17 protein-coding genes are annotated in these 19,781 nt (G+C 56.2%); 14 read left to right on the top strand and 3 right to left on the bottom strand.

The window, feature by feature from the left end; translation table 11 throughout:
- Nucleotides 1–2 precede the first annotated feature (2 nt).
- The 12 genes from BACI9J_RS12350 to BACI9J_RS12295 all read left to right on the top strand — a co-directional run bounded on the left by BACI9J_RS12350 (nt 3) and on the right by BACI9J_RS12295 (nt 13,937).
- Nucleotides 3–908, top strand: a complete 906-nt coding sequence (locus BACI9J_RS12350) for a carbon-nitrogen family hydrolase (protein WP_236558681.1) — start codon at nt 3–5, stop codon at nt 906–908.
- Between the two features lie 172 nt (nt 909–1,080).
- Nucleotides 1,081–1,932: an AAA family ATPase gene (locus BACI9J_RS12345; RefSeq protein ID WP_159734643.1), complete on the top strand. Its 852-nt coding sequence runs from the start codon at nt 1,081–1,083 to the stop codon at nt 1,930–1,932.
- Nucleotides 1,933–1,947: 15 nt separating this feature from the next.
- On the top strand, nt 1,948–3,039 hold the full coding sequence (locus tag BACI9J_RS12340) for a vWA domain-containing protein (RefSeq protein WP_236558680.1): 1,092 nt from the start codon (nt 1,948–1,950) through the stop codon (nt 3,037–3,039).
- Nucleotides 3,032–4,165: an XdhC family protein gene (locus BACI9J_RS12335; protein WP_159734642.1), complete on the top strand. Its 1,134-nt coding sequence runs from the start codon at nt 3,032–3,034 to the stop codon at nt 4,163–4,165. The genes BACI9J_RS12340 and BACI9J_RS12335 overlap by 8 nt, the downstream gene beginning before the upstream one ends.
- A gap of 75 nt (nt 4,166–4,240) precedes the next feature.
- Complete coding sequence (locus BACI9J_RS12330) at nt 4,241–4,525, top strand: hypothetical protein (RefSeq protein WP_201296709.1); 285 nt, start codon at nt 4,241–4,243, stop codon at nt 4,523–4,525.
- Nucleotides 4,464–5,171, top strand: a complete 708-nt coding sequence (nboR, locus tag BACI9J_RS12325) for a nicotine blue oxidoreductase (protein ID WP_328699800.1) — start codon at nt 4,464–4,466, stop codon at nt 5,169–5,171. Before BACI9J_RS12330 ends, nboR begins: the two co-directional genes overlap by 62 nt.
- 1,691 nt (nt 5,172–6,862) lie before the next feature.
- Nucleotides 6,863–8,311, top strand: a complete 1,449-nt coding sequence (locus BACI9J_RS12320; protein WP_236558679.1) for an APC family permease — start codon at nt 6,863–6,865, stop codon at nt 8,309–8,311.
- A gap of 380 nt (nt 8,312–8,691) precedes the next feature.
- On the top strand, nt 8,692–9,555 hold the full coding sequence (gene purU, locus BACI9J_RS12315; RefSeq protein ID WP_159734641.1) for a formyltetrahydrofolate deformylase: 864 nt from the start codon (nt 8,692–8,694) through the stop codon (nt 9,553–9,555).
- Between the two features lie 55 nt (nt 9,556–9,610).
- Nucleotides 9,611–12,085, top strand: coding sequence for a GcvT family protein (locus BACI9J_RS12310; RefSeq protein WP_159734640.1), 2,475 nt, complete (start codon nt 9,611–9,613; stop codon nt 12,083–12,085).
- 94 nt (nt 12,086–12,179) lie between these two features.
- Nucleotides 12,180–13,160 (top strand): bifunctional methylenetetrahydrofolate dehydrogenase/methenyltetrahydrofolate cyclohydrolase, encoded by a 981-nt coding sequence (locus BACI9J_RS12305; protein WP_159734639.1) that lies wholly within the window; start codon nt 12,180–12,182, stop codon nt 13,158–13,160.
- 82 nt (nt 13,161–13,242) lie between these two features.
- The gene (locus BACI9J_RS12300) at nt 13,243–13,605 is read left to right on the top strand and encodes a DMT family transporter (RefSeq protein ID WP_159734638.1); all 363 of its coding nucleotides are present in this window, start codon (nt 13,243–13,245) and stop codon (nt 13,603–13,605) included.
- Complete coding sequence (locus tag BACI9J_RS12295; protein ID WP_159734637.1) at nt 13,602–13,937, top strand: DMT family transporter; 336 nt, start codon at nt 13,602–13,604, stop codon at nt 13,935–13,937. The genes BACI9J_RS12300 and BACI9J_RS12295 overlap by 4 nt, the downstream gene beginning before the upstream one ends.
- Before the next feature lie 84 nt (nt 13,938–14,021).
- Here BACI9J_RS12295 and pmfR read toward each other — a convergent pair whose 3' ends face one another.
- Nucleotides 14,022–15,437 carry a transcciptional activator PmfR gene (pmfR, locus tag BACI9J_RS12290; RefSeq protein WP_159734636.1) on the bottom strand — a complete coding sequence of 472 codons (1,416 nt, stop codon included), beginning with the start codon at nt 15,435–15,437 and terminating at the stop codon, nt 14,022–14,024.
- A gap of 260 nt (nt 15,438–15,697) precedes the next feature.
- Here pmfR and BACI9J_RS12285 point away from each other — a divergent pair, with 260 nt between their 5' ends.
- Nucleotides 15,698–16,951, top strand: a complete 1,254-nt coding sequence (locus BACI9J_RS12285) for a flavin monoamine oxidase family protein (RefSeq protein ID WP_328699799.1) — start codon at nt 15,698–15,700, stop codon at nt 16,949–16,951.
- Nucleotides 16,948–17,298 carry a cupin domain-containing protein gene (locus BACI9J_RS12280; protein ID WP_159734634.1) on the top strand — a complete coding sequence of 117 codons (351 nt, stop codon included), beginning with the start codon at nt 16,948–16,950 and terminating at the stop codon, nt 17,296–17,298. Before BACI9J_RS12285 ends, BACI9J_RS12280 begins: the two co-directional genes overlap by 4 nt.
- A 675-nt stretch (nt 17,299–17,973) precedes the next feature.
- Here the strand turns inward: BACI9J_RS12280 and BACI9J_RS12275 are convergent.
- Both BACI9J_RS12275 and BACI9J_RS12270 read right to left on the bottom strand, forming a co-directional pair.
- Complete coding sequence (locus BACI9J_RS12275; RefSeq protein WP_236558676.1) at nt 17,974–18,561, bottom strand: fumarylacetoacetate hydrolase family protein; 588 nt, start codon at nt 18,559–18,561, stop codon at nt 17,974–17,976.
- 538 nt (nt 18,562–19,099) lie between these two features.
- Nucleotides 19,100–19,681: an NADPH-dependent FMN reductase gene (locus BACI9J_RS12270; RefSeq protein ID WP_159734633.1), complete on the bottom strand. Its 582-nt coding sequence runs from the start codon at nt 19,679–19,681 to the stop codon at nt 19,100–19,102.
- Nucleotides 19,682–19,781 lie beyond the last annotated feature (100 nt).

The following is a 19,781-nucleotide window of genomic DNA, read 5'->3' as shown; positions in this document are numbered from 1 at the left end:
TGATGGTTAAGAACGAACAAGCGCTGAACAAGGGGCAACTCACAGTAGCTGCGGTGCAAATGGAATTTGACTCGGCAGAGCCATTCAAATCCAGGGTTTCTCGACTGGAGCGCTTGGTTTCTGACGTTGAAGATGCAGACCTGATTGTGCTCCCCGAACTGTGGCTGCACGGTGGATTTTCCTATGAAACTTGGCGCGCTGACGCCATATCGCTTGATAGTGACGTACTTGTTCGCCTGTCCGCACTTGCCAAGCACAAGAAGGCGTGGTTGCACGCCGGATCGTACATAGAAGCAGGTCAGGGCGATGCCGCCGGGAGCATGTGGAATACTTCTGTACTTTACAACGCAGCCGGCGCGGTGCACGCGACCTACAGAAAGATCCACCGTTTCGGCTTCTCTGATGGGGAACCGAAGCTCATCGCGGCGGGCGACCAGCCTGTTGTTGTGGAAATTCAAGTGGGAGATGCTAGAGCTGCGACGGGGCTAAGCACGTGCTATGACCTTCGGTTCCCTGAGCTGTATCGCCACCTGTCCGCCGAGGGCACCGCTCTGAATTTGATACCTGCCTGTTGGCCGATGTCGCGAGTGGAGCACTGGAAGGTCTTGGGTCAGGCTCGAGCCATCGAGAATCAGTCATTTGTAATCCAGTGCAACATGACAGGGGTTGATCAAGGGATTGAGCTCGGAGGGAACAGTCAGATTATTGACGGCAACGGAGATATCCTTGCACGGGCCGGGCGTGAAGAAACGGTTATTTCTGCCTCGCTCGATCTCGATGCGCTACGCAAATTCCGGCACTCGTTCCCTGTTTTGACCGATCAACGGGCGGACATCTGGGATATCCAAGGCAAGCACTTGAGGGAGCGGCGGCTCTCTACACTAGCGAAGGCGTCTTATGGACGTTAGTCCTTCTATGGTCTGAAGTTGAGGTCTGATCCTCACCTCATTCGGCGCGCGCCATCCGAAATTCTCCAAGTGGCGCGCGCCGGGCCAGTAGCCAAGCTTTGGCAAATGCAAAATCAATATGCAAGGCGGACGAATGAACAACCCGATAGTCAGGCCCCATAGTCCCAGCGACATGGCTGCGCAACTGAGGGCGGTCAGTTACCTGGCCGATGAGGGTCTATCAACGACTGCCTTCTTGGCTGTGACGATGAAGCGACCTCTGCTTTTGGAGGGTGCTCCGGGAACCGGCAAAACCGCTTTGGCAGAGGCCTTGGCTAAAGCACTCTCCATGCCGTTGATCCGCCTCCAGTGCTACGAGGGAATCGAATCCACCCAAGCCCTCTATGACTGGGATTTTTCACGTCAGATTCTCCATTTGCGGTCCTTAGAGGCCGCAGGCTCAACAGTGAAACCGGACGAACTGGAAAAATCCCTCTATACCGAACGGTTCCTGTCGCCGCGACCTATTCTACGGGCCCTACAAGGGGGGCCATCAGTGCTGCTGATCGACGAAGTCGACCGCGCTGATGATGAGTTCGAAGCCTTTCTGTTGGAAGTGCTTGCTTCCAACCAGATCTCAATACCCGAGCTGGGCACGATTACGGCAAGCGTTCCACCCCTGGTCATACTCACCTCGAACCGCACTCGTGAACTTCATGAGGCTCTGAAACGCCGTTGCTATTACCACTGGATTGATCATCCTGGACCGACCCGTGAATTGGAGATCATCAAGACCCGCCTTCCCAATGTGGACCAGGATCTGGCGCGGAAGGTCGTCGAGGTAGTCCAGTCACTGAGAAATCAAGGGCGACTCAAGCGATCCCCGGGCGTCGCGGAAGCGCTGGACTGGGCACAGGCGTTGAACCATCTGGGGGGCGGGGATATAGATTCCGACACTGCTGCCTTGTCTATTGGAGCGCTTTGCAAGGATCAGGATGACCGAGAAATTGTCCTGGAATCCCTAAAGTCAGTGTTCCCGAGCTAACCGGGGTGGTCATCAATGAGTTCACAAATTGGTTTAAGAATCTTCTACGGTTTCATAGACGCGCTTAGAGATGCTGGTATGACAATCGGTTCCGACCAGGCGCAACTGTATCTGCAATCCTTAAACATCGTGGATGTTCAGCGACGGGATGAGGTCTTCTGGACCGGGCGCGCAAGCCTGTGCCGGCGTCAGTCCGAATTCGAGATCTATGACCGTGTGTTTCGTAAGTGGTTCTCAGCAGTACTGACGCCGCCGGTGGTTCTTCAAGAAACTACGGTGGCGGGTCTGCCCGAAACAGAAGCTGGGGAGAACGGTGATTCCGAAAACGAACAGCAAATCGCCATAGCCAGCAAGGATGAGTCACTCCAGCACCGGGACGTGGCCTTGATGTCCGTCGAGGAGAGGCAGTATCTGGCGCGGGCCTTCGCCCAATTGCCTGTTAGGGCACCCAAGAGAAGATCTAGATATGTGCGGACTCACCGCCACAAAAGCATAGACCCCGTCCACACCGTCAGAGACCAGCTGAGGAGGGGCGGAGAACCCAGTCCTCTTCGGTATCGGCAGCACGCGGAGAGGCCCAGGCGAGTGGTTTTAATTATTGACGTATCAGGATCCATGGAGTCCTACGCAGACAGTTACCTCAGGTTCGCACATCGTTTCTTGACCCAAGCGGCCCACACAACGGAAGTATTTACGATCGGAACCCGCCTAACGAGGGTTACGGCAGCTTTACGACATCCGGACCCTGAGATGGCACTGATCGATGCTGGTTTGGTGGTGCCCGATTGGTCGGGTGGCACACGCCTGGGGGAGGCAATGAAGGCCTTCATTCGGATTTGGGGACAACACGCGATGCTGAGGCGATCAGTGATCGTGATTGCTAGTGACGGATGGGAGCGCGGCGATCCGGCGGAGTTGGCAACCCAGCTCTCGAGGCTCCGCGGGTTGGCCCATTGCGTCATTTGGTCAAACCCCCACCGAGGTAAGCCGGGATACGAACCCATTCAGAGCGGCATTCGAGCTGTTCTCCCTCACATCGATGCATTGGTGGCCGGACATACTCTGGCTGCCTTCAGGGACCTAGCAGATCGGATAGCAAATGCGTGACGTTATAGAAGCAGTAGCTGATTGGACGAAACGGGACGAGATCTTCGCCCTTGCCACCGTGGTCAGCACATCGAAATCAGCTCCTCGTCCACCGGGCGCGGCTATGGCTGTAGGCACGCTAGGTGAAGCCGTAGGTTCCGTCTCCGGGGGGTGTGTTGAGGGGGCCGTTTACCATATCGCTCAAGAGGTGATCGAGGACGGAACGCCGGTATTGCATAGCTTCGGATATAGCGACGACGATGCCTTGGCCGTTGGCTTGACGTGCGGCGGAATAATCGATGTGTTCGTTGAACGAATCACTCCTGAAGGATTTCCGGAGATGGCTGATGTCATTCACGACATCCACAACGGCAATCCGGTAGCCATCGCAACTGTGGTGGAACATCCTCACCGTGAAAGGGTCGGAAACAGAATCGTTATTTGGCCGGCCGAGACTTCCGGAACACACGGCAGTTCGGAACTCGACCACGCAGTCATCGACGATGCGCGAGGTCTCCTTGCCTCCGGTGAATCCGGCGTGCTGATGTACGGACCGGAAGGGGAACGGATGGAAACAGGGGCAAAAGTATTTGTTGCTTCCTACCAGCCCCAACCCAGAATGATCGTTTTCGGTGCTATCGATTTCGCCGCTGCTGTTGCGCGAGCTGGGTCGATGATTGGGTTTCAAGTGACAGTCTGTGATGCGCGCCCCGTGTTCGCCACCACGGCGAGATTCCCAGCGGCAGACCAGGTAGTAGTGTCGTGGCCTCATGTTTATCTCCAAGAGGAGCTAGATAAGGGAAATATAGACAACCGAACCGCCATCTGTGTCTTGACCCATGACCCTAAGTTTGATGTGCCCGTCTTGGATATCGCACTGAGGCTCGAGGGCGCTGCAAAGCCCGCATACATCGGTGCCATGGGCTCACGCAAAACTCATGATGACCGAATTACCCGCCTTCACCAAGCCGGAGTCGGTGAGTCGCAAATTGCGGAACTGCACAGCCCGATCGGGCTTGACTTGGGCGGCCGGACGCCCGAAGAAACGGCGGTGTCCATCGTGGCAGAGATCATCGCTGAACGCTGGACCGGCACAGGTCGTCCTCTTAGTCAGTTACCCGGCACTGTGCATTCGCACTCCCTCTAGGCGGAGGGCGAATGCCTGTCAAAATACAAAAGCCATTGTCCAAGCGGCCCGTCGCCCATTGGGAGAGGAAAAACTATGTCGCTGCTAGAACAGACTGGTGACCCCACAAAGTCAACGGATTTTTACGACAACGACCACCAGGACATTGAGATGCTCCAGCCAGGAGATCCAATCAATGCTTGGGAAGGCAACGTCCTGATTAGCTCCGGTCTAGTGGATCTTACTGCCCCTGACCTTGGGATCATCTGGATCCGGCAGTTTGGTTTAGGCGAGAGGAAACTGATTTTATGCCTTGACTATGACCTCCACCGCGGTCCGACCGGCCAATGGGACCTACATGTTGAAGAGGGCCAGGAATAGGGTTTCCTTGAAAGATTGGAATGAGGTCAAGACAACGGGCGTGTTGCTCGCCGCTGGCGCAGGAACCCGTCTCGGTCGCGGACCAAAGGCACTTTTGCATCTCCGTGGGCGCCCACTCGTTGAGATAATCGCCGCAAAACTACTTGCGGGGGGCTGCCGTGAAGTATTGGTAGTTCTTGGGTCAGATGCGGCAGCAGTCAGAGCGAGAGTGCGCCTCGATTCATACCAAACATTGGTAAACCCTGAGTGGCACTCGGGTATGGGCAGCTCTTACCTCATCGGAGATGATGCGGCACGAGCTGATGACCATCTTCTCGTAGCGCTGGTGGATCAGCCAGGACTTACTGAAGACACCGTGAGGCGCCTGTTGACCGAGCATCGTCCAGGACGCATCACCGCAGCGGCCTACACGGAGCCCTGCGGCGGAAACCAGCTCTTAAGAGGACATCCGATGCTCATTGACGTGCAGCTTCGTGAAGCCGTCAGCAGCACTGTCGTCGGCGACGCCGGGGCCAGAGCGTTTATTCGGGACAATCCCGGGCTTCTCGACCTAGTCGATTGCAGTGACGAATCTACTGGGGAAGACATCGACACAGAGGAACAGCTACGCCGGCTCCTCCCGGCGGGAAGCGCTCCGAGTTCTTAAAAGCGATTTGCTGAGCCAAGGGGCATTCGATAAATGCGAACCGGAAAGTCTTCTGCCAACGCGAGAGCTTGGCTTGGAGACGGCAGGGTGGCTAGGACATCGAATTAGGGAAGTTGACGATCATTAAGAGCCATCAGCCGGCAAGAAAGGTGGATCCGCCTGTGGCACTATTTTTAGATATAGCTCGCAAGATCGGGACCATGTGGCGCAGCCCGGACTCTAGCTGTGCTGGCTGCCACCACGGACCGTACAACACTGAAGATCGTTGGGGTTGGCTGGGCACGATGACGGATTTGCCGCCACCAACAATTATTCAGTGCCAGAGCACCGACGAGGACGGAAACAGGTGCGAGTGCACTAGTGAGGGTCATCGAGGATACCGATGAACCTTCATCGGTGTTGGGATGGAAATCAGGCTGGCTCCTAAGCTGGGTGCCAATAAGCAAAGACGCTTTCTTGAAAACTTTGCTCACAGGATTGTGCGGGCCCTGGTGACGCGCGCCGTCACCCTGAATGATTAGCGCCGTCGCCACGAACGTCCGCAACGCCCCCGGCACACGTATCCACTGGTCGTGATTCGTGGAGTACGCCGCCTGCATTTGTGACAGACTGCTTGCCGTCCAATAATCAGGTTGCCTATTCGCAAGCCGGCGCCCAAAATCTTAATGCGCATGTGCCCTAGTCTGAGGTTCACCAACGGGGCACGTGCCATCGTGGCAAACATAAAGATCCTTCATCGATTCCGCGGCACCAGCTCATCAATCAGTTTCCGGGATGCTGCAAAACCTGCACGGCTCCGCTTCACAGCCCCATGCGACGGCTTCAACTGGAAGTCGTATCTCCCGCTGCCGGCTGGGTAATAACTTGAAGCTAGAGGCTCTGGGCTCGTCCGAGCTGGATGTATTCATGAAATCTTGTCCTGTCTGCACTACGATCCGCGTACGGGGCGTGTCTACCGGGCGACCTGCAGGTAAGAGCACGGTGCTGCGGCTCTATCGGCACGCCTGTCCATTGACAGTAGGTGGAAGGCGACCAGACGTCATGGTGGAAATCGTCACAAAGGCCCTGCTCTTTTGTGTGATTCTGCGAAGTGAACGCTGCGAGACCAGGGACGCAACTTCGATTTCCCGTCCAGCAGCGTCTAGCAACGCGACACATCAGGTGATAGCCGCTAACCATGCCTTCTTACTGCGCACCTCCGGCGGCAGGCCTAAGCTTCCTAGGGCTGCAGCCCGGTGAACGGCGGGGCAAAGATACACCAGCCGCGATGGGCTCAAGAGTACAACTGTCCAAAGTCGCTTGATAATTCTTACCACTGAACAGTTATTCACTACTTGCATCCACAGTAACGTATGTCACATTAGCGATGAAGGGTGTTCACCAGCTACGAATAGCCCATTTCTATTGGCCCAAGTGCGAGGACCACTACCTCGTTGAAGCCAGCGTTTCACCTTTAGTGCGGACTCATGGCCAAGTTCCATGCCTGACGGGCGGCGGAAAGTCAAAACTAGCCGTGCCGTCTTGCCCCTAATCCGAGGCAGACAGGGCCAGAGCAACCACATGCCCAGGAGAACCACCTCCTCGGCAGTGGCAACACGAACGAACCCCCTATTCAGATCGTCGAACCACGTTCGACTTCTAGCTTGAGCGTCGGCGCCGGTTGGTCCGATCGACTCGAAAGGCACACCAAATTGAAAACTTCTCCTGAAGAGTCTGGGGTCTCAGCAGGTGCTTCAGCCCTGGTGACTGAAGACATCGCCGCGGCAGACCTGCAACTTGGACACTTGTCTGGATCACAGGTCATGGGTCTTTCTGTGGCCTCCTTTATTCCGGCGGTTGGACTTTCAGCTGTACCGGCGTTCCTAGCGGCCTATACCGGGCGGTCCTCGTGGCTGGCCATGGCGGCGTCCGTCTTAGCATTTACGATCATTGGTCTATTCGTCAGCGTGTTTGCACGGCGGTTTATTGGGACCGGTTCGTTGTATTCGTATATTCGCCACGTCTTTGGCTCGTGGAGCCCCTTAGTAATCGCTGCGGCCATGATTCCGGGATACCTGGTCGCCATCATGGTGCTGGTTCTCTCTGTCGGACTGTATGTTGGAAGCTTCCTGGTATCCGTAGGAGTGACGAGCGCCGCCGGGCCTGAGATTCAGTTGGTGATCGTCGTCGTGGCTACGTTAATTGCCATGATCATCGCATTCCGTGGGATCGACATTTCAGTGCGAACCAGCGTTATTCTCACGATACTGTCAGTCCCTGTCATGGTGATCATCACCATCGCCACAGCCGTTAACGGGAACATGGATCTGGCTGGACAGTTCAGCCTCAGCGACTTCACACCGAACAGTTTTCTTCAAGGTGTAGCTATCGGCTCCGCATTCTTCATCGGCTTTGAGAGCACTGCGGCCCTTGGAGCGGAAACCCGCAACCCTACTCGCGCCATCCCGCGAGCCATCATGGTGGTACCAGTTGTACTGGGTCTGGTCTATCTCGCGGCAACGGTAATCCAGGTCCCTACTTTGGTAGACGCTGCTGACACCCTCGCCTTGGGAATTTCTCCGAACGCCGTACTTGCGGAAGCCGCAGGTGTCGGGTTCCTAGCCAACGTGAGCGATCTTGTTCTCGCCGTCGCCGTGTTCGCGAGTCTCATCGGGTTTTTCAATTACGGATCTCGTGTCGTCGTAAGTGCTGCGGCGGATGGCCTCATGCCCTCCGGACTAACAAAGGTGAGTAAGCGGCACAAGAGTCCTGTAGCAGCAATTGCTTTCATCGGAATCCCTTCCCTGATCGCGCCTGCCTTGCTGATCTGGTTGACGTCGTCGACGCCCTTGGAGATTTATGGCTACATGGCCACACTCCTGGTTTACTTCTGGGTTGTCCCTTATTTCCTGATCTGCATCGGTGGCGCAGTGCTCCTGAATCGAAGCAACGCAAAGAAGTCCATCTTCGTCAATCTAGGGGCGGCTTTGGCGGCGATCACGGTCCTTTGGCTGTTCGTCAATGGCATATTGAACCCGGGACCCGCCCCACTGGACGTCCTTCCCTATGTGATGGTTGGAACCCTCATAGTGTTCATCGTCGGCTTCGGAGTCTCAGTTCGATCCAATACAGCCAGGCCGGTTGCGAAACTACCTGAGTAGCCGCTAGCTCCGGGAGCTCCGAAACAGAGCCCTGACCCGGTACTGCCATCAGGCAGTACCGGGTCTTATCCGTGTCCGCTATCAGGCAGAGAAGTGAGTCATATCGATGACCGCTGCGAACGACATGCATTTTGCGGCCGAACGCACCGGTGGCCTGGAGAGAGGCTTCCATGCTCAGCTAGCCGAGAGCCGACGCATGTATGCAAAACAAGAAAAGTTGTTGCATTTTGAGTATCGTTTGGCCTTTCGTTCAATCGTATAGTCAACGGCAGGACGCGGAGTGAGTGTCGAGGGAGATGCTCCAATGCGGCACTTACATAGCTCTATTTCTCTCTGAAAAAGACGTCCGTCAGCACGAGTCATTCGCCTAGGAGTTCGTCATGGAACACACGCAGCCCCGTCAAGTCATCCTCTCATTTAGTTGCGAAGATACCATCGGAATTGTCCACGCAGTCTCGGGCTTCTTGGTCTCCCATGGATGCAACATTCTGGCAAGTCAGCAGTTCTCTGATGCCTCTGAGAACCGATTCTTTATGCGCGTTCAAGCAACCTGTGCATCTGCGATCTCGGTCTCGGACCTGAAGAGCGCATTCCAGGCATGTGCGGCCGCCTTCGGCATGTCATGGACGTTGGTCGATTCAACATATCGGCCCCGGGTAGCGCTGATGGTCTCAAAGGCAGAGCACTGCCTCAATGATCTACTTTTCCGTTGGCGGGCAGGACAACTCAAGGTCGACTTCCCCTTCATCGCATCCAACCACACAACCCTGCAACCGCTCGCAGAGGCCAACGGTATTCCGTTCATCCACATTCCGGTGACCCCCGGGAGCAAACAGGATGCCGAGGCAAAGCTCCTTGCGCTCATCACGGAACACCAGGTGGATCTGACGGTCCTCGCTCGCTACATGCAAGTCCTCAGCGACGACCTATGCCGAGAGCTCGTCGGCAAGGCCATCAACATCCATCACTCGTTCCTACCGGGGTTCAAGGGCGCCAAACCCTACCATCAAGCATTCGAACGTGGCGTCAAACTAGTGGGAGCCACGGCCCACTACGTGACGGCAGAACTCGACGAGGGGCCCATCATCGAGCAGGAGGTCCTTCGAGTTGGCCACGACTTCAGCCCGGCGCAACTCGCTGTGACCGGCCAAGACGCAGAACGATTGGCACTGTCCCGCGCCGTTCAATGGCATGCAGAACAGCGAGTTCTACTTAACGGTCAGCGGACCGTCGTATTTAACTAATTACCGTTTTACCTGTGCCCTAGGCGGGCACACCTGAGCAGAAACGAGATCCGAATTGGATAGGCTAGCCGACCGCAGCATAAGCGCCGCAGCATTCACCGATACATCCCGGGATTCGCTACCGCGACACGTCCGAACCGTCATCGTCGGAGGAGGAATCGTGGGTGCGAGCATCGCATACCATCTCACCGCCGCGGGGGAGAATGACACGTTGCTTCTGGAGAGCAACGTTTTAGGCAGCGGAACTTCCTGGCATGCAGCAGGTCTCGTTACGGGCGCCCGGGGAACAACCACCATGACGAAACTAGCAAAGTATGGCTTGGAGTTCTATCGGGATCTCCAGAAGATGTCCGGTATCGACGTTTCATTCCAGCGCTCCGGTTCATTGAGTGTTGCACGTACTCCCGGACGAGTCGATGAAATCCTCTACGCCAGGGACGTCGCAGACCAGCAGGGCATCCGCACCGAATGGCTTTCTGCGGAGCGCTACCACGAGGTTTGGCCCTCAGCAAGTCACGAGGGAGTTCTCGGAGCGCTGTTGCTTCCCGACGATGGACATATCAACCCTGGACATGCCACCGTAGCTTTCGCGAAGCTCGCTTATGAACTAGGTGCTCAGGTGCGTGAGAAGGTGGTCGTTCGAGAACTGCTGCGGGAGGGGGATCGCGTAGTAGGAGTGCTGACCGACCAAGGAACTGTCTATTGCGAAAGGGTGATCCTGGCCTGCGGACTTTGGACCCGTGATCTTGCCGCTACCGCAGGCGTAAAAGTTCCCTTGTACGCGGCCGAGCATATCCATGTGCGGTCGAATGAAATTGATGGGGCCCGGCCCGAGCTTCCAGTCTATCGAGACTTGGACAACAGCTACTACATCAGACACGAGAGCGGGAGGCTGCTTGTCGGCGCATTCGAACCTGACGGACTTCCGCGGTCAACGGACGAGGTGTCTGTTGAAGGATTTGCCGAGTTTGATCCTGACTGGGACCATTTTGCCCCGATCCGAAGAAAGGCCGAAACCACAGTTCCGGATCTTTCGAGAGTGGGGTACGATCGCTTCCTTAATGCACCCGAGAGCTTCACCCCCGACGCAAATTTTGCCCTCGGAGAAACTTCGGAGGTCGCCAATCTGTTCGTTGCAGCAGGTTTCAATTCACAGGGAATCATCTACGCCCCCGGAGTCGGCAAGGAATTGGCAGAGTGGGTTATTTCGGGAACTCCCGGCTTCGACTCCTCCTCCGTCGACGTGCAGCGCTTTTCGCCGCACCAGAACAACCGCAATTACCTCAGGGCCCGTACCAAGGAAGGCCTCGGCCGGCTATATGGGATGCACTGGCCCAACCTTCAGATGGAGTCAGCTCGCGACGTCCGTCGTACACCGCTACACAGCCGGCTAAAGGAACTCGGAGCATGTTTCGGCGAGGTCAACGGCGGTGAGCGGGCGAACTGGTATGGAGAACCTGGTTCGCAGCCTGTCTACGACTATAGCTACGGGCGGCCATCATGGTTTGAGCGAGTTGCCGAGGAACACAAAGCCGCACGAGAGGGAGTCGTACTCTTTGACCTTAGCCCGTTCGCCAAGTTTGAAGTCGTTGGACCAGATGCGCTGGAAGTGTGCCAGTATGCCGCGACAGCCGACATCGACGTGGAAAAGGACAAATCGGTCTACACACTGTTCCTCAATGACCGCGCGGGTATCGAACTTGACGGAACCATCACCCGCCTCGCCCACGACCGATTCCTCGTCGTGACTCCGTCATTCACCCAACAGAAGACACACGCATTCTTAAATCGAATTGCCAGGGACAAGGCAGCGGCTGTTTTCGATTGCACAGCGGCCTTGGCAACCATCGGTGTCATGGGCCCCAAGAGCAGAGAACTCCTCAGCCGGGTCTCACCCGAAGACTGGTCTGATCAGGCACAGAAGTACACTCATGGTCGTACAGTCGAAATAGCCGACGGCTACGCCTACAGCTTGCGCGTTAGTTTCGTGGGGGAGCTGGGCTACGAGTTATACCCCAGTGCTGATTTGGCTCTAAACGTCTTCGACGCACTATGGCGGGCCGGGCAAGACTTGGGCATTAAGTTGGCCGGATATCACGCTTTGGATTCGCTACGCAGTGAGAAAGGGTTCAGGCACTTGGGGCACGACATCGGCCCCATCGATGACCCCTATTCGGCGGCTCTCCGATTTACCGTGGCGTTGGACAAACCCGGGGGATTTGTCGGCAAGGACGCGCTCCTAAAGCTCGATCCGTCAGCCCCTGCCCATCGCACGGTGTATGTCATGTTGGACGATCCCAATCCCGTCTTCGTTCACGACGAGACGGTCTACTGCGACGGCGCGCCCGTTGGGCGCATGACAAGCGGCAGTTACGGTTACACCCTAGGCCGTGCAGTCGGAATCGCCGCCATTAGGCCAAACGCTGACCTCTCGGGCGTATTCGAGGTTCGTTGCAAGGGCATCAGGTATAGCGCGAAGGTTTCGCGGCGTCCATTCTATGACCCCAAAGGCGAACGACTGCGCGGCTAGCGCATGGCGGTTCGGAAGCAGCAGAATTCGTTGGCCTAACCGGAAACGCAGACTGAGCATTGCTAAAGACTCAGGATCCTCGAAAGGAAGTTTGATGACAGAACCACCAGCGGAAGGTTTACCCGCCCGAAGAAAGCCCAGCCGGATACTGGACGGAAAGGGCACTGCTCGCACCATCAGAGCAGAACTCGCACTTCGAGTTGCCGCCCTTAACGCGCAAGGCGTATCAGTTGGGCTGGGAACCGTCTTGGTCGGTGACGAACCCGCCAGCCGGTCCTACGTGGCTGGGAAACACCGGGACTGCGCCGAGGTAGGAATCGAATCCGTCCGACGTGACTTGCCGCCAACAATTTCGCAAACAGAACTGGAAGCGGTTCTCGAGGAACTTAATGACGACCCCAAAACAACCGGATACATAGTTCAACTACCGCTACCTCTTCATCTTGACCAGAACGCAGCCTTAGAGAAAATTGCACCATGGAAGGATGCCGACGGTCTTCATCCGTCCAATCTTGGCAAGCTTGTTCTCAATGTGGGCGACGAGCTCAACTCGCCTCTGCCGTGTACTCCAAACGGAGTCGTGGAACTGTTGTCACGGCACGGGATCAGCCTCAAGGGATCTGAAGTGCTCGTCATTGGTCGGGGAGTGACTGTAGGGCGTCCTCTCGGGCTTTTACTCACGCGGAGGGAAATCAACGCGACGGTGACCTTGGCACATACAGGATCAACTGATCTGCCCAGATTAGTGAAACGAGCTGATGTGGTAGTTGCTGCAGCGGGAGTTCCAGACATCGTCAAAGCGGACCATCTCAAACCGGCCGCAATCGTACTGGACGTTGGAGTCTCAAGAGTTCTTGGTGCAAACGGAAGACACACATTACAAGGAGACGTGAGTCCTGAAGTCCGGGAAGTAGCAGGCTGGCTTGCGCCCAATCCGGGTGGGGTCGGACCTATGACACGCGCGATGCTCCTCCTCAACGTCGTTGAAGCCGCCGAGCGAAGCCTTCAACGATCTAACCCAGGGCTCACATACGTGAAGCCTCTGCCACAGCAATGGTCATCGGTCCGCACATGATTGCGCAGCACATCGCTACGGTGGAGGACCTGCCCAGTGGGCCTGTGGCCTCCTTCTCTGTATCGGATGACAGGGTAAGAAATTGAGTCAGGTAACAAGGTGGGCCTGTTTAAGCTCAGCGATCATTGCCGAAGTGGGTGCCACCCTGGCGCTTAAGGCGGCCATCAATTGCCCAGGCTGGTACGTGCCGGTCGTCCTTGGCTACATCGCCGCTTTTGGATTGCTGACGATCTGCCTCCGTCTAGGTATGGCGATCAGCGTCGCGTATGGGGCGTGGGGGGCCGGCGGGGTCACCACGACTGCGGTAGTATCTGCCGTTTTGTTCAATGAAACCCTCACGTGGCTAATGTGCTTTGGCATACTGCTCATGATCGCCGGCATCGTTCTTGTGGAGACAGGCTCTCAAAAAGCGCATCGGCCTAAGAAAGCCAGGCACCCACGATGACCTGGATGTTCTTGGGTCTGGCCATTCTCACCGAACTGGCAGCAACAATGGGGCTGCGTGCCTCGGAAGGGCTTCGGAAGAAGCTTTGGCTTGTAGTCATTCTCCCTGGCTACGCCCTGGCCTTTGTGTTCCTGGGCTTGGCGCTGAAAGAGGGACTTGCTTTAGGGCTCGGCTATGGCGTCTGGGTTGCATGCGGCGTCGCGCTTACAGCAGTGTTCGCCCGCATCCTTTTCAAGGATCCGCTGAATTGGCTCATGGCATCAGGAATACTGCTCATCGCAGCGGGCGTGGTGATCCTTCAGTTAGGCGCTACAGCGGCAATACTCACCTAACCTGGGATCCCCCGCTGAGCGTTGTCCTTCTTGTACTGCAGCAGTCGAGTTGCCACTCTCAGTAGAAGCCCGCCGGGGGTGGTTTCAGTCGAGCAAAGGCTCGGAATATGAAGGCCACGCTTGGAAGGCAAGCCAGAAGGCCGACAGGTCAGCTGAGGAGCCGACGTCCCGGCCGGTAATGTCCTTAATTTTGGCAAGCCTGTAAGACAGCGTTTGACGGTGAATGCCAAGAGCCGCGGAGGTCTCGTTCCACCGGCGGTCGTTCGAGATGAAGGTAAATAACGTATCCCGAAGAGTGGAAGATTTAGCATCAGCACCGGCGAGACTACCGAGGACCTGCTCAACGATGGCACAGGCTTCTTTTCGAGAGCGGGTCAGGAGCGATATTGGAACCCCCGCGAAATCATCCCATTGCTTGTTTGTCCCTGCGGACGAAAAGACCCTGAGTGCCTCTTCGGCCGCATACTTTGCGTCCCGAAGGTCTACATACGTAGAGGACGCGGCTGCCCGGATACCAATCTTGTTCAAAAACCTACGGACCTCATCATGCCTTTGCTCGGGCATAAGTAGGAGAAAGCTACTCCGGCCAAAACCTGCTAGGACCGGAAGTGCTGCGATGGATACACCGCGAAGCGCCTTGGGTCCGTCTTCCATGGCGATGGCGACGCATTGGAAGCCCCCCGAGATGGCACCGGCTCCCAAAATACTTTCAATGCCGTCAGGCAAGTGCTCATCGAGAACCGAGCTGAGCATCGCGGCGCCCCGTTCGGAACGACGACGAATAAAGCGAAGCCGCTGGTTTACTGCCATGTCTATCACCTGAAGGATATGAATCAGCAGAAAGCTGCTCAGCTCTTCTCCAGGGTGTTCAAAAACCCTCAACTTGGTTTCGGTATCGCCGGGCAGCGAATAAAGGCGGCTACGCATGCTCATTGAGGTGTCAGCCAGCGTAGGGCCTTCAAGAATTACGAGGCCCGTTTGTGTATCCACGACACTAAGCCGTACCTGAAACAAGGTCTGAAGGTCATCCATCATCCTAATAGGATTGTCGCGGGCGTAGGTGGCGAGCTGGTACAGCTTGCTGAGCTTTAGCACCTGCATGGTTTGAGTAGTGGCCGTCGCCGCGGCAATCGTCCGTCCGATAGCTGCAAAAGGCGTGGTTGAGTTGGTTAGTAGAACGGGAAATGCGCGAGCATCCGCTTCATCCAACAAGTCCGAAGTTAGACTTGGGAGGCTCGAATGATCACCGAGCGCAATTCCGGCCAAGCCCGCCCTGTCCAGTTCGGCTATGAATTCTCTCTGTTCCCCACCCGAAGCAGGGACGCAGAGCCCGACTGTCATGAGCAACTCATGAGGACCCAGCCACTTGTGGGGATCGCTGAGTTCACAGCTATGAGCCCACAGTACTTCCCGGCCAAGCCCCGCAGCCCCCGCGAGGACCTTCGTGCCCAAGCTTTGGGTAGTCACAAGATCGTTGACCGTCAAAACGGGTTTCTCCATGTCTCAAATTATATGACATGAGTAACAATACCGAACAGTTTTTTATCATTTGTACGATACTCAGGCTCTCTAATCGTGCGTAGTGTGAAGCGAAATGAACAGACACCGAAGGAGATGACATTCATGGGCGCCACCAACTGGGTCACCGCCGATTTTCCGCTCTCGGCGGGAGAGCGTTACAACAATATTGCTGCTCCCGAGACGGCGCGCGACTTTGGTGTGCAGGCATGCCAGTGACCCGCCTTCATGAGGGATCACGTGTGGCAGTACTAGGGGCAGGCCTCGCCGGCTTGGCTGCTGCTACTCAACTGGCAGCTGATGGTTACGACGTGACTGTTCTTGAGGCGCGCGACCGTGCTGGGGGACGGGTCTGGTCGGAAGCCGTAACTTCCCCCGCTCGAGATGAGCCATGCGTTATCGAACGCGGGGCCGAATTTGTGCTCAATGGTTATACGGCGATGCGGCGCCTCCTGGATCTGACAGGGCTTTCCCTGATAGATACAGAAATGAGCTATTACGTACGCCAGCTGGCAGACACCCCCGACATCACAACAGATGACATCGTAGAAGCTGGCCGTAACGCAGCCCAGATTGCACGTACTTTTGAGTATCCGCCGTCAGCCGAAGCAGTGCTCCAGCGCCTTGACATGGATGAGCGATTAGTCGACGCCCTGAGGGGGAGGATCGAGATTTCGACGGCGGTCGCGGCGGATGAAGTTAGCGCCGAGACCCTCGACCACATTGCCTCGTTCGAACCCCTTCCGAGCTGGCGCATAGGCGGAGGCAATCAGTGCCTTCCGACTGCTTTAGCAAGCAGGTTGGGGAAATCCATGCGTTATCGCGAACATGTCCGGGCCGTACGCGAAACTGACGATGGCTTGGTAGTGGAAACTATGGGGCAAAGCGACGTTTTTGACGCCGTCATTGTGGCTCTTCCTCTGGCACTGATCCGAGAACCGTCCGGCGTGTCCTTACCGTTGCCGGATTGGAAGCGGGTTGCTTTAGAGCGAGTGCTCCAAGGTGATGCCGCGAAACTGCATCTTCCCCTGCTGTCGTCCCCTGATAGTAGCGCTGTCATGTCGACAAATGATCGATTCTGGACGTGGACGGCTGCCGATGACACCGGCACAGTTACTCCTATGCTTAATTCCTTTATGGGATCACCTGCTGCCTTGGACAGAAGTTCGGGACAGAACGGCGACTTTGAAGCATGGATTTCACGTGCCCGGGACATCCGTCCGGATTTGAAATTCAGTGCCGATGCAGCTGTCAGCACCATTTGGAGGAATGATCCACTAGCACGCGGCGCGTACTCGGCGTTTGCGCCAGGTGGAGGACAGAAGGAGGCCGACGTGCTTGAGCTGCCCGTGGGCAACATCTTTTTCGCTGGGGAGTACGCCGACCCAGACTTTACAGGTCTTATGGAGGGAGCTCTACGCAGCGGCGAAAGGGCTGCGGATCGACTCCAACGAGTTGCGAGAAACATCACCCTCGAGACAAGGACTGCATTATGAGCGCAGTAGCTACGACGATAGGCGCTGCACGGTGGCCTATGCCTAATCCCGTTAGCCCGGAGCGCGTCATTTCTGGGCAGCCCGCCACAAGCACCTTGGTGCTGAATGACTGTGTTCGAGCACAATCTGGGCTTTGGAAGGTCAGTCCTGGTGAATTCACAACTAAACTGACCGGTTATCAAGAATTTATCCACATTGTAGAGGGACAGGGCAAACTCGTCCGCGACGACGGTGAGACAATCATTCTCCAGCCGGGAGTCGTGGTATCCCTGCCCGAAGGATGGGCTGGGCGGTGGCTCATTGAAGCCACGCTGGTGAAGGTGTACACAATGGTGCGCTCCGGATGACCCTGGCTGGTCAACGTTCGCGACAACGAGACAACAGTTGCGTGAGACCGTACAAGGCTCACCTTCCCACTTGCGGAGTGGCAATGAGGTCCCATTTCGCCGCAATGTTGTTTTTAGTAACCGTGGGCACCCTTTGCTCGGTAACCGCCCCTAATACGTTAGGACTAGCCTCGGGACTCGTACTGCTTAGCATCGGGGCTGGCGGATTCTCTGCTGGGTTGATGACGCGTGGATGCTAAAACGTTCCCCGTAGTGCTCCACTGATCCGAGTCCACCGGGAGAAAGCTGTTCAAAAACGCACCCATTGAAGCCATTTCCTCCCCGAAGCCGCCAAGGCCACCCGTTCTCGCAACAGCGGGTGGTCTTGGCCCATCTCCGTGAGACTCACAGTTGGGTTGACTCGACCCCAGCCCAGGACGGTCTGTTCTGGCCTATGGGGGCATGCCGACTGAAGGGCAAAACCGGCGGCCCATCAACTAAAAGTCCGTGAGTGGTCGCATGCCGGTCGACGCCAACCGCATGCCCTCGACCAGCTCCAATCCGTCGGAGTTCCTTCGCCTGCCCAATCGCCCTAAGCCGATAAACTGGTGCGTTTCCGGCGAAGCCTCAAGCCGGAAATGACGAATCAGCCCCTTGCGTAGAGCTGTGCAACAAGAGTCTGCGACCGAGGCGGCTCTAAATCACTGAATTCGCTAGAGTTCCTATCCCATTGATACTTATTCCAACACTGTCCCCGGGGCGAACAGCTAGGGAAGTACCCGGCGCGCCCGTCATAACGACATCTCCGGCATCGAGGGTGACCCACCGAGTGACGTATATCAGGCAGTCGACAACGCTCGACGGCAGGTTAAAGGTTCCAGACTGAACTTTGGCCTCGCCATTTAGGGTGACCGTGATAGCGAGATCATCCGGATCCCCGATCGTCGTTTCAATCCAAGGACCTAGAGGCGTGTACTTTTCACCAGCTTTGGCCTGGAAAAGTCTCTCATCGATCAGTGCTTGGTCTACGTTCGTAACATCATTTGCGATCGTATATCCCAGAATATGCTCTCGCGCATTTTCGTAGGTGAGTTCTGTCGATCGTTTGCCGATTACTACCGCAAGCTCACCTTCTGCAATTACTGCTCCGTCGCCGCGCCTCACTCGGATTTTATCCTCTGGATCCGCGAGAGTCCTGACGGACTTATGCCAGGCTTGTATGGGCAAACCATTGTTGCTCTCAGCAGGGTTGTGTCCCACTCCCACGATGGAAGTTGGGGTCACAGGAGCGAGCAACGTGGCTCGATGAGTCGGCGTGGCTTGCCCTGTATACGACAAGATTGCTGCAAACGGGTCCTCAATATGGAGCCACGCACCGTCTTGTGACACTGCATACTGAGGCCCCGTGGGAGTCAGTATTCGTCCTAAGCGCACTTCGTAAACTCGATTCATCCTGGCTCCACCCGGTGAGGGAAGCCTACGTGGATACTAAATTGGAGCCGATTAGAGCTATTATGTAGCCGTGCCCGGAATAGGGGCGCCCATGCGCTGGTCCGGGGTCCTTTGCAAAATGCACGCATAATTTGTTCTGTCGACGACGATCGTGCAGGGCCACCAACCTGTACTTGTTACTGCACTCCACCGTGTAGGCTGCCAAAAACGGGACGTTCTTGGAAACAAGGGGCTAAGGACAACCACCGCTCGTTTTGCCATCATCAAAGCTGGATGGGGCTAGTGATCTCTCGCTCTTCATCAACAGTTGCAAGCCAAGCCCTGTTCTCGTTTGCAAGTGTATTCCTTGCCGATGCGCGCTCAGGATGCGCTAACTGGCGCGCACTACCAGCGCTTGATTTCGAACATACTCCATTGCCCGCGTCCAAGGAATCAGCTGATCAAGCATCGCGTCGAGAGCCGACGTCGAGGTTTCGGCAGGCTTGAAGATCTCAAAATTCTCGACATCGGAGAAAATCGAGAACATCACTTGGTTTCGAACATGGGCGAGTTGGAGTTCCGAGGCGATGCCGCGGAGGTGCTCAACGGCCCGGGCGCCGCCCTTTGAGCCGTAGGAGACGAAGCTGGCGGCTTTGTTGTTAAATTCAACGTTTAGATAATCCAGAGCGTTCTTAAGCGCTCCTGTGACCGAATGGTTGTACTCGGCAACGATAAAGATATAGCCGTCAAACTCCGCAATCTTGGAGGAGAAAACCTTGGTGTGGTTGTTCTGATACTTCTGGTAGCCGGCCGGAAAGGGTTCGTCTAGAAGGGGCAGTTCGTAGTCGGCGATGTCTACGATTTCGAATTCGGCTTCGGCCCGTGGCAGTGTGTGTTCCAAAACCCACTTCGCAACTTGATCGTTGATGCGGCCCGGGCGGGTACTACCTGTGACTATGGCAATTTTGGTCACTTCGACTCCCTCGAATTTGCCCTTGGCTGCCAGCTCCACCAGGCGTTGTAAGGGACGAAGAACGGAGGTGAGCTTTTGCTGGCGACCCGAGAGTTTCCTA

This window comes from Arthrobacter sp. 9V, assembly GCF_902506065.1.
Taxonomy (GTDB): domain Bacteria; phylum Actinomycetota; class Actinomycetes; order Actinomycetales; family Micrococcaceae; genus Arthrobacter.
This window is presented reverse-complemented; position numbering and strand designations above follow the sequence as displayed.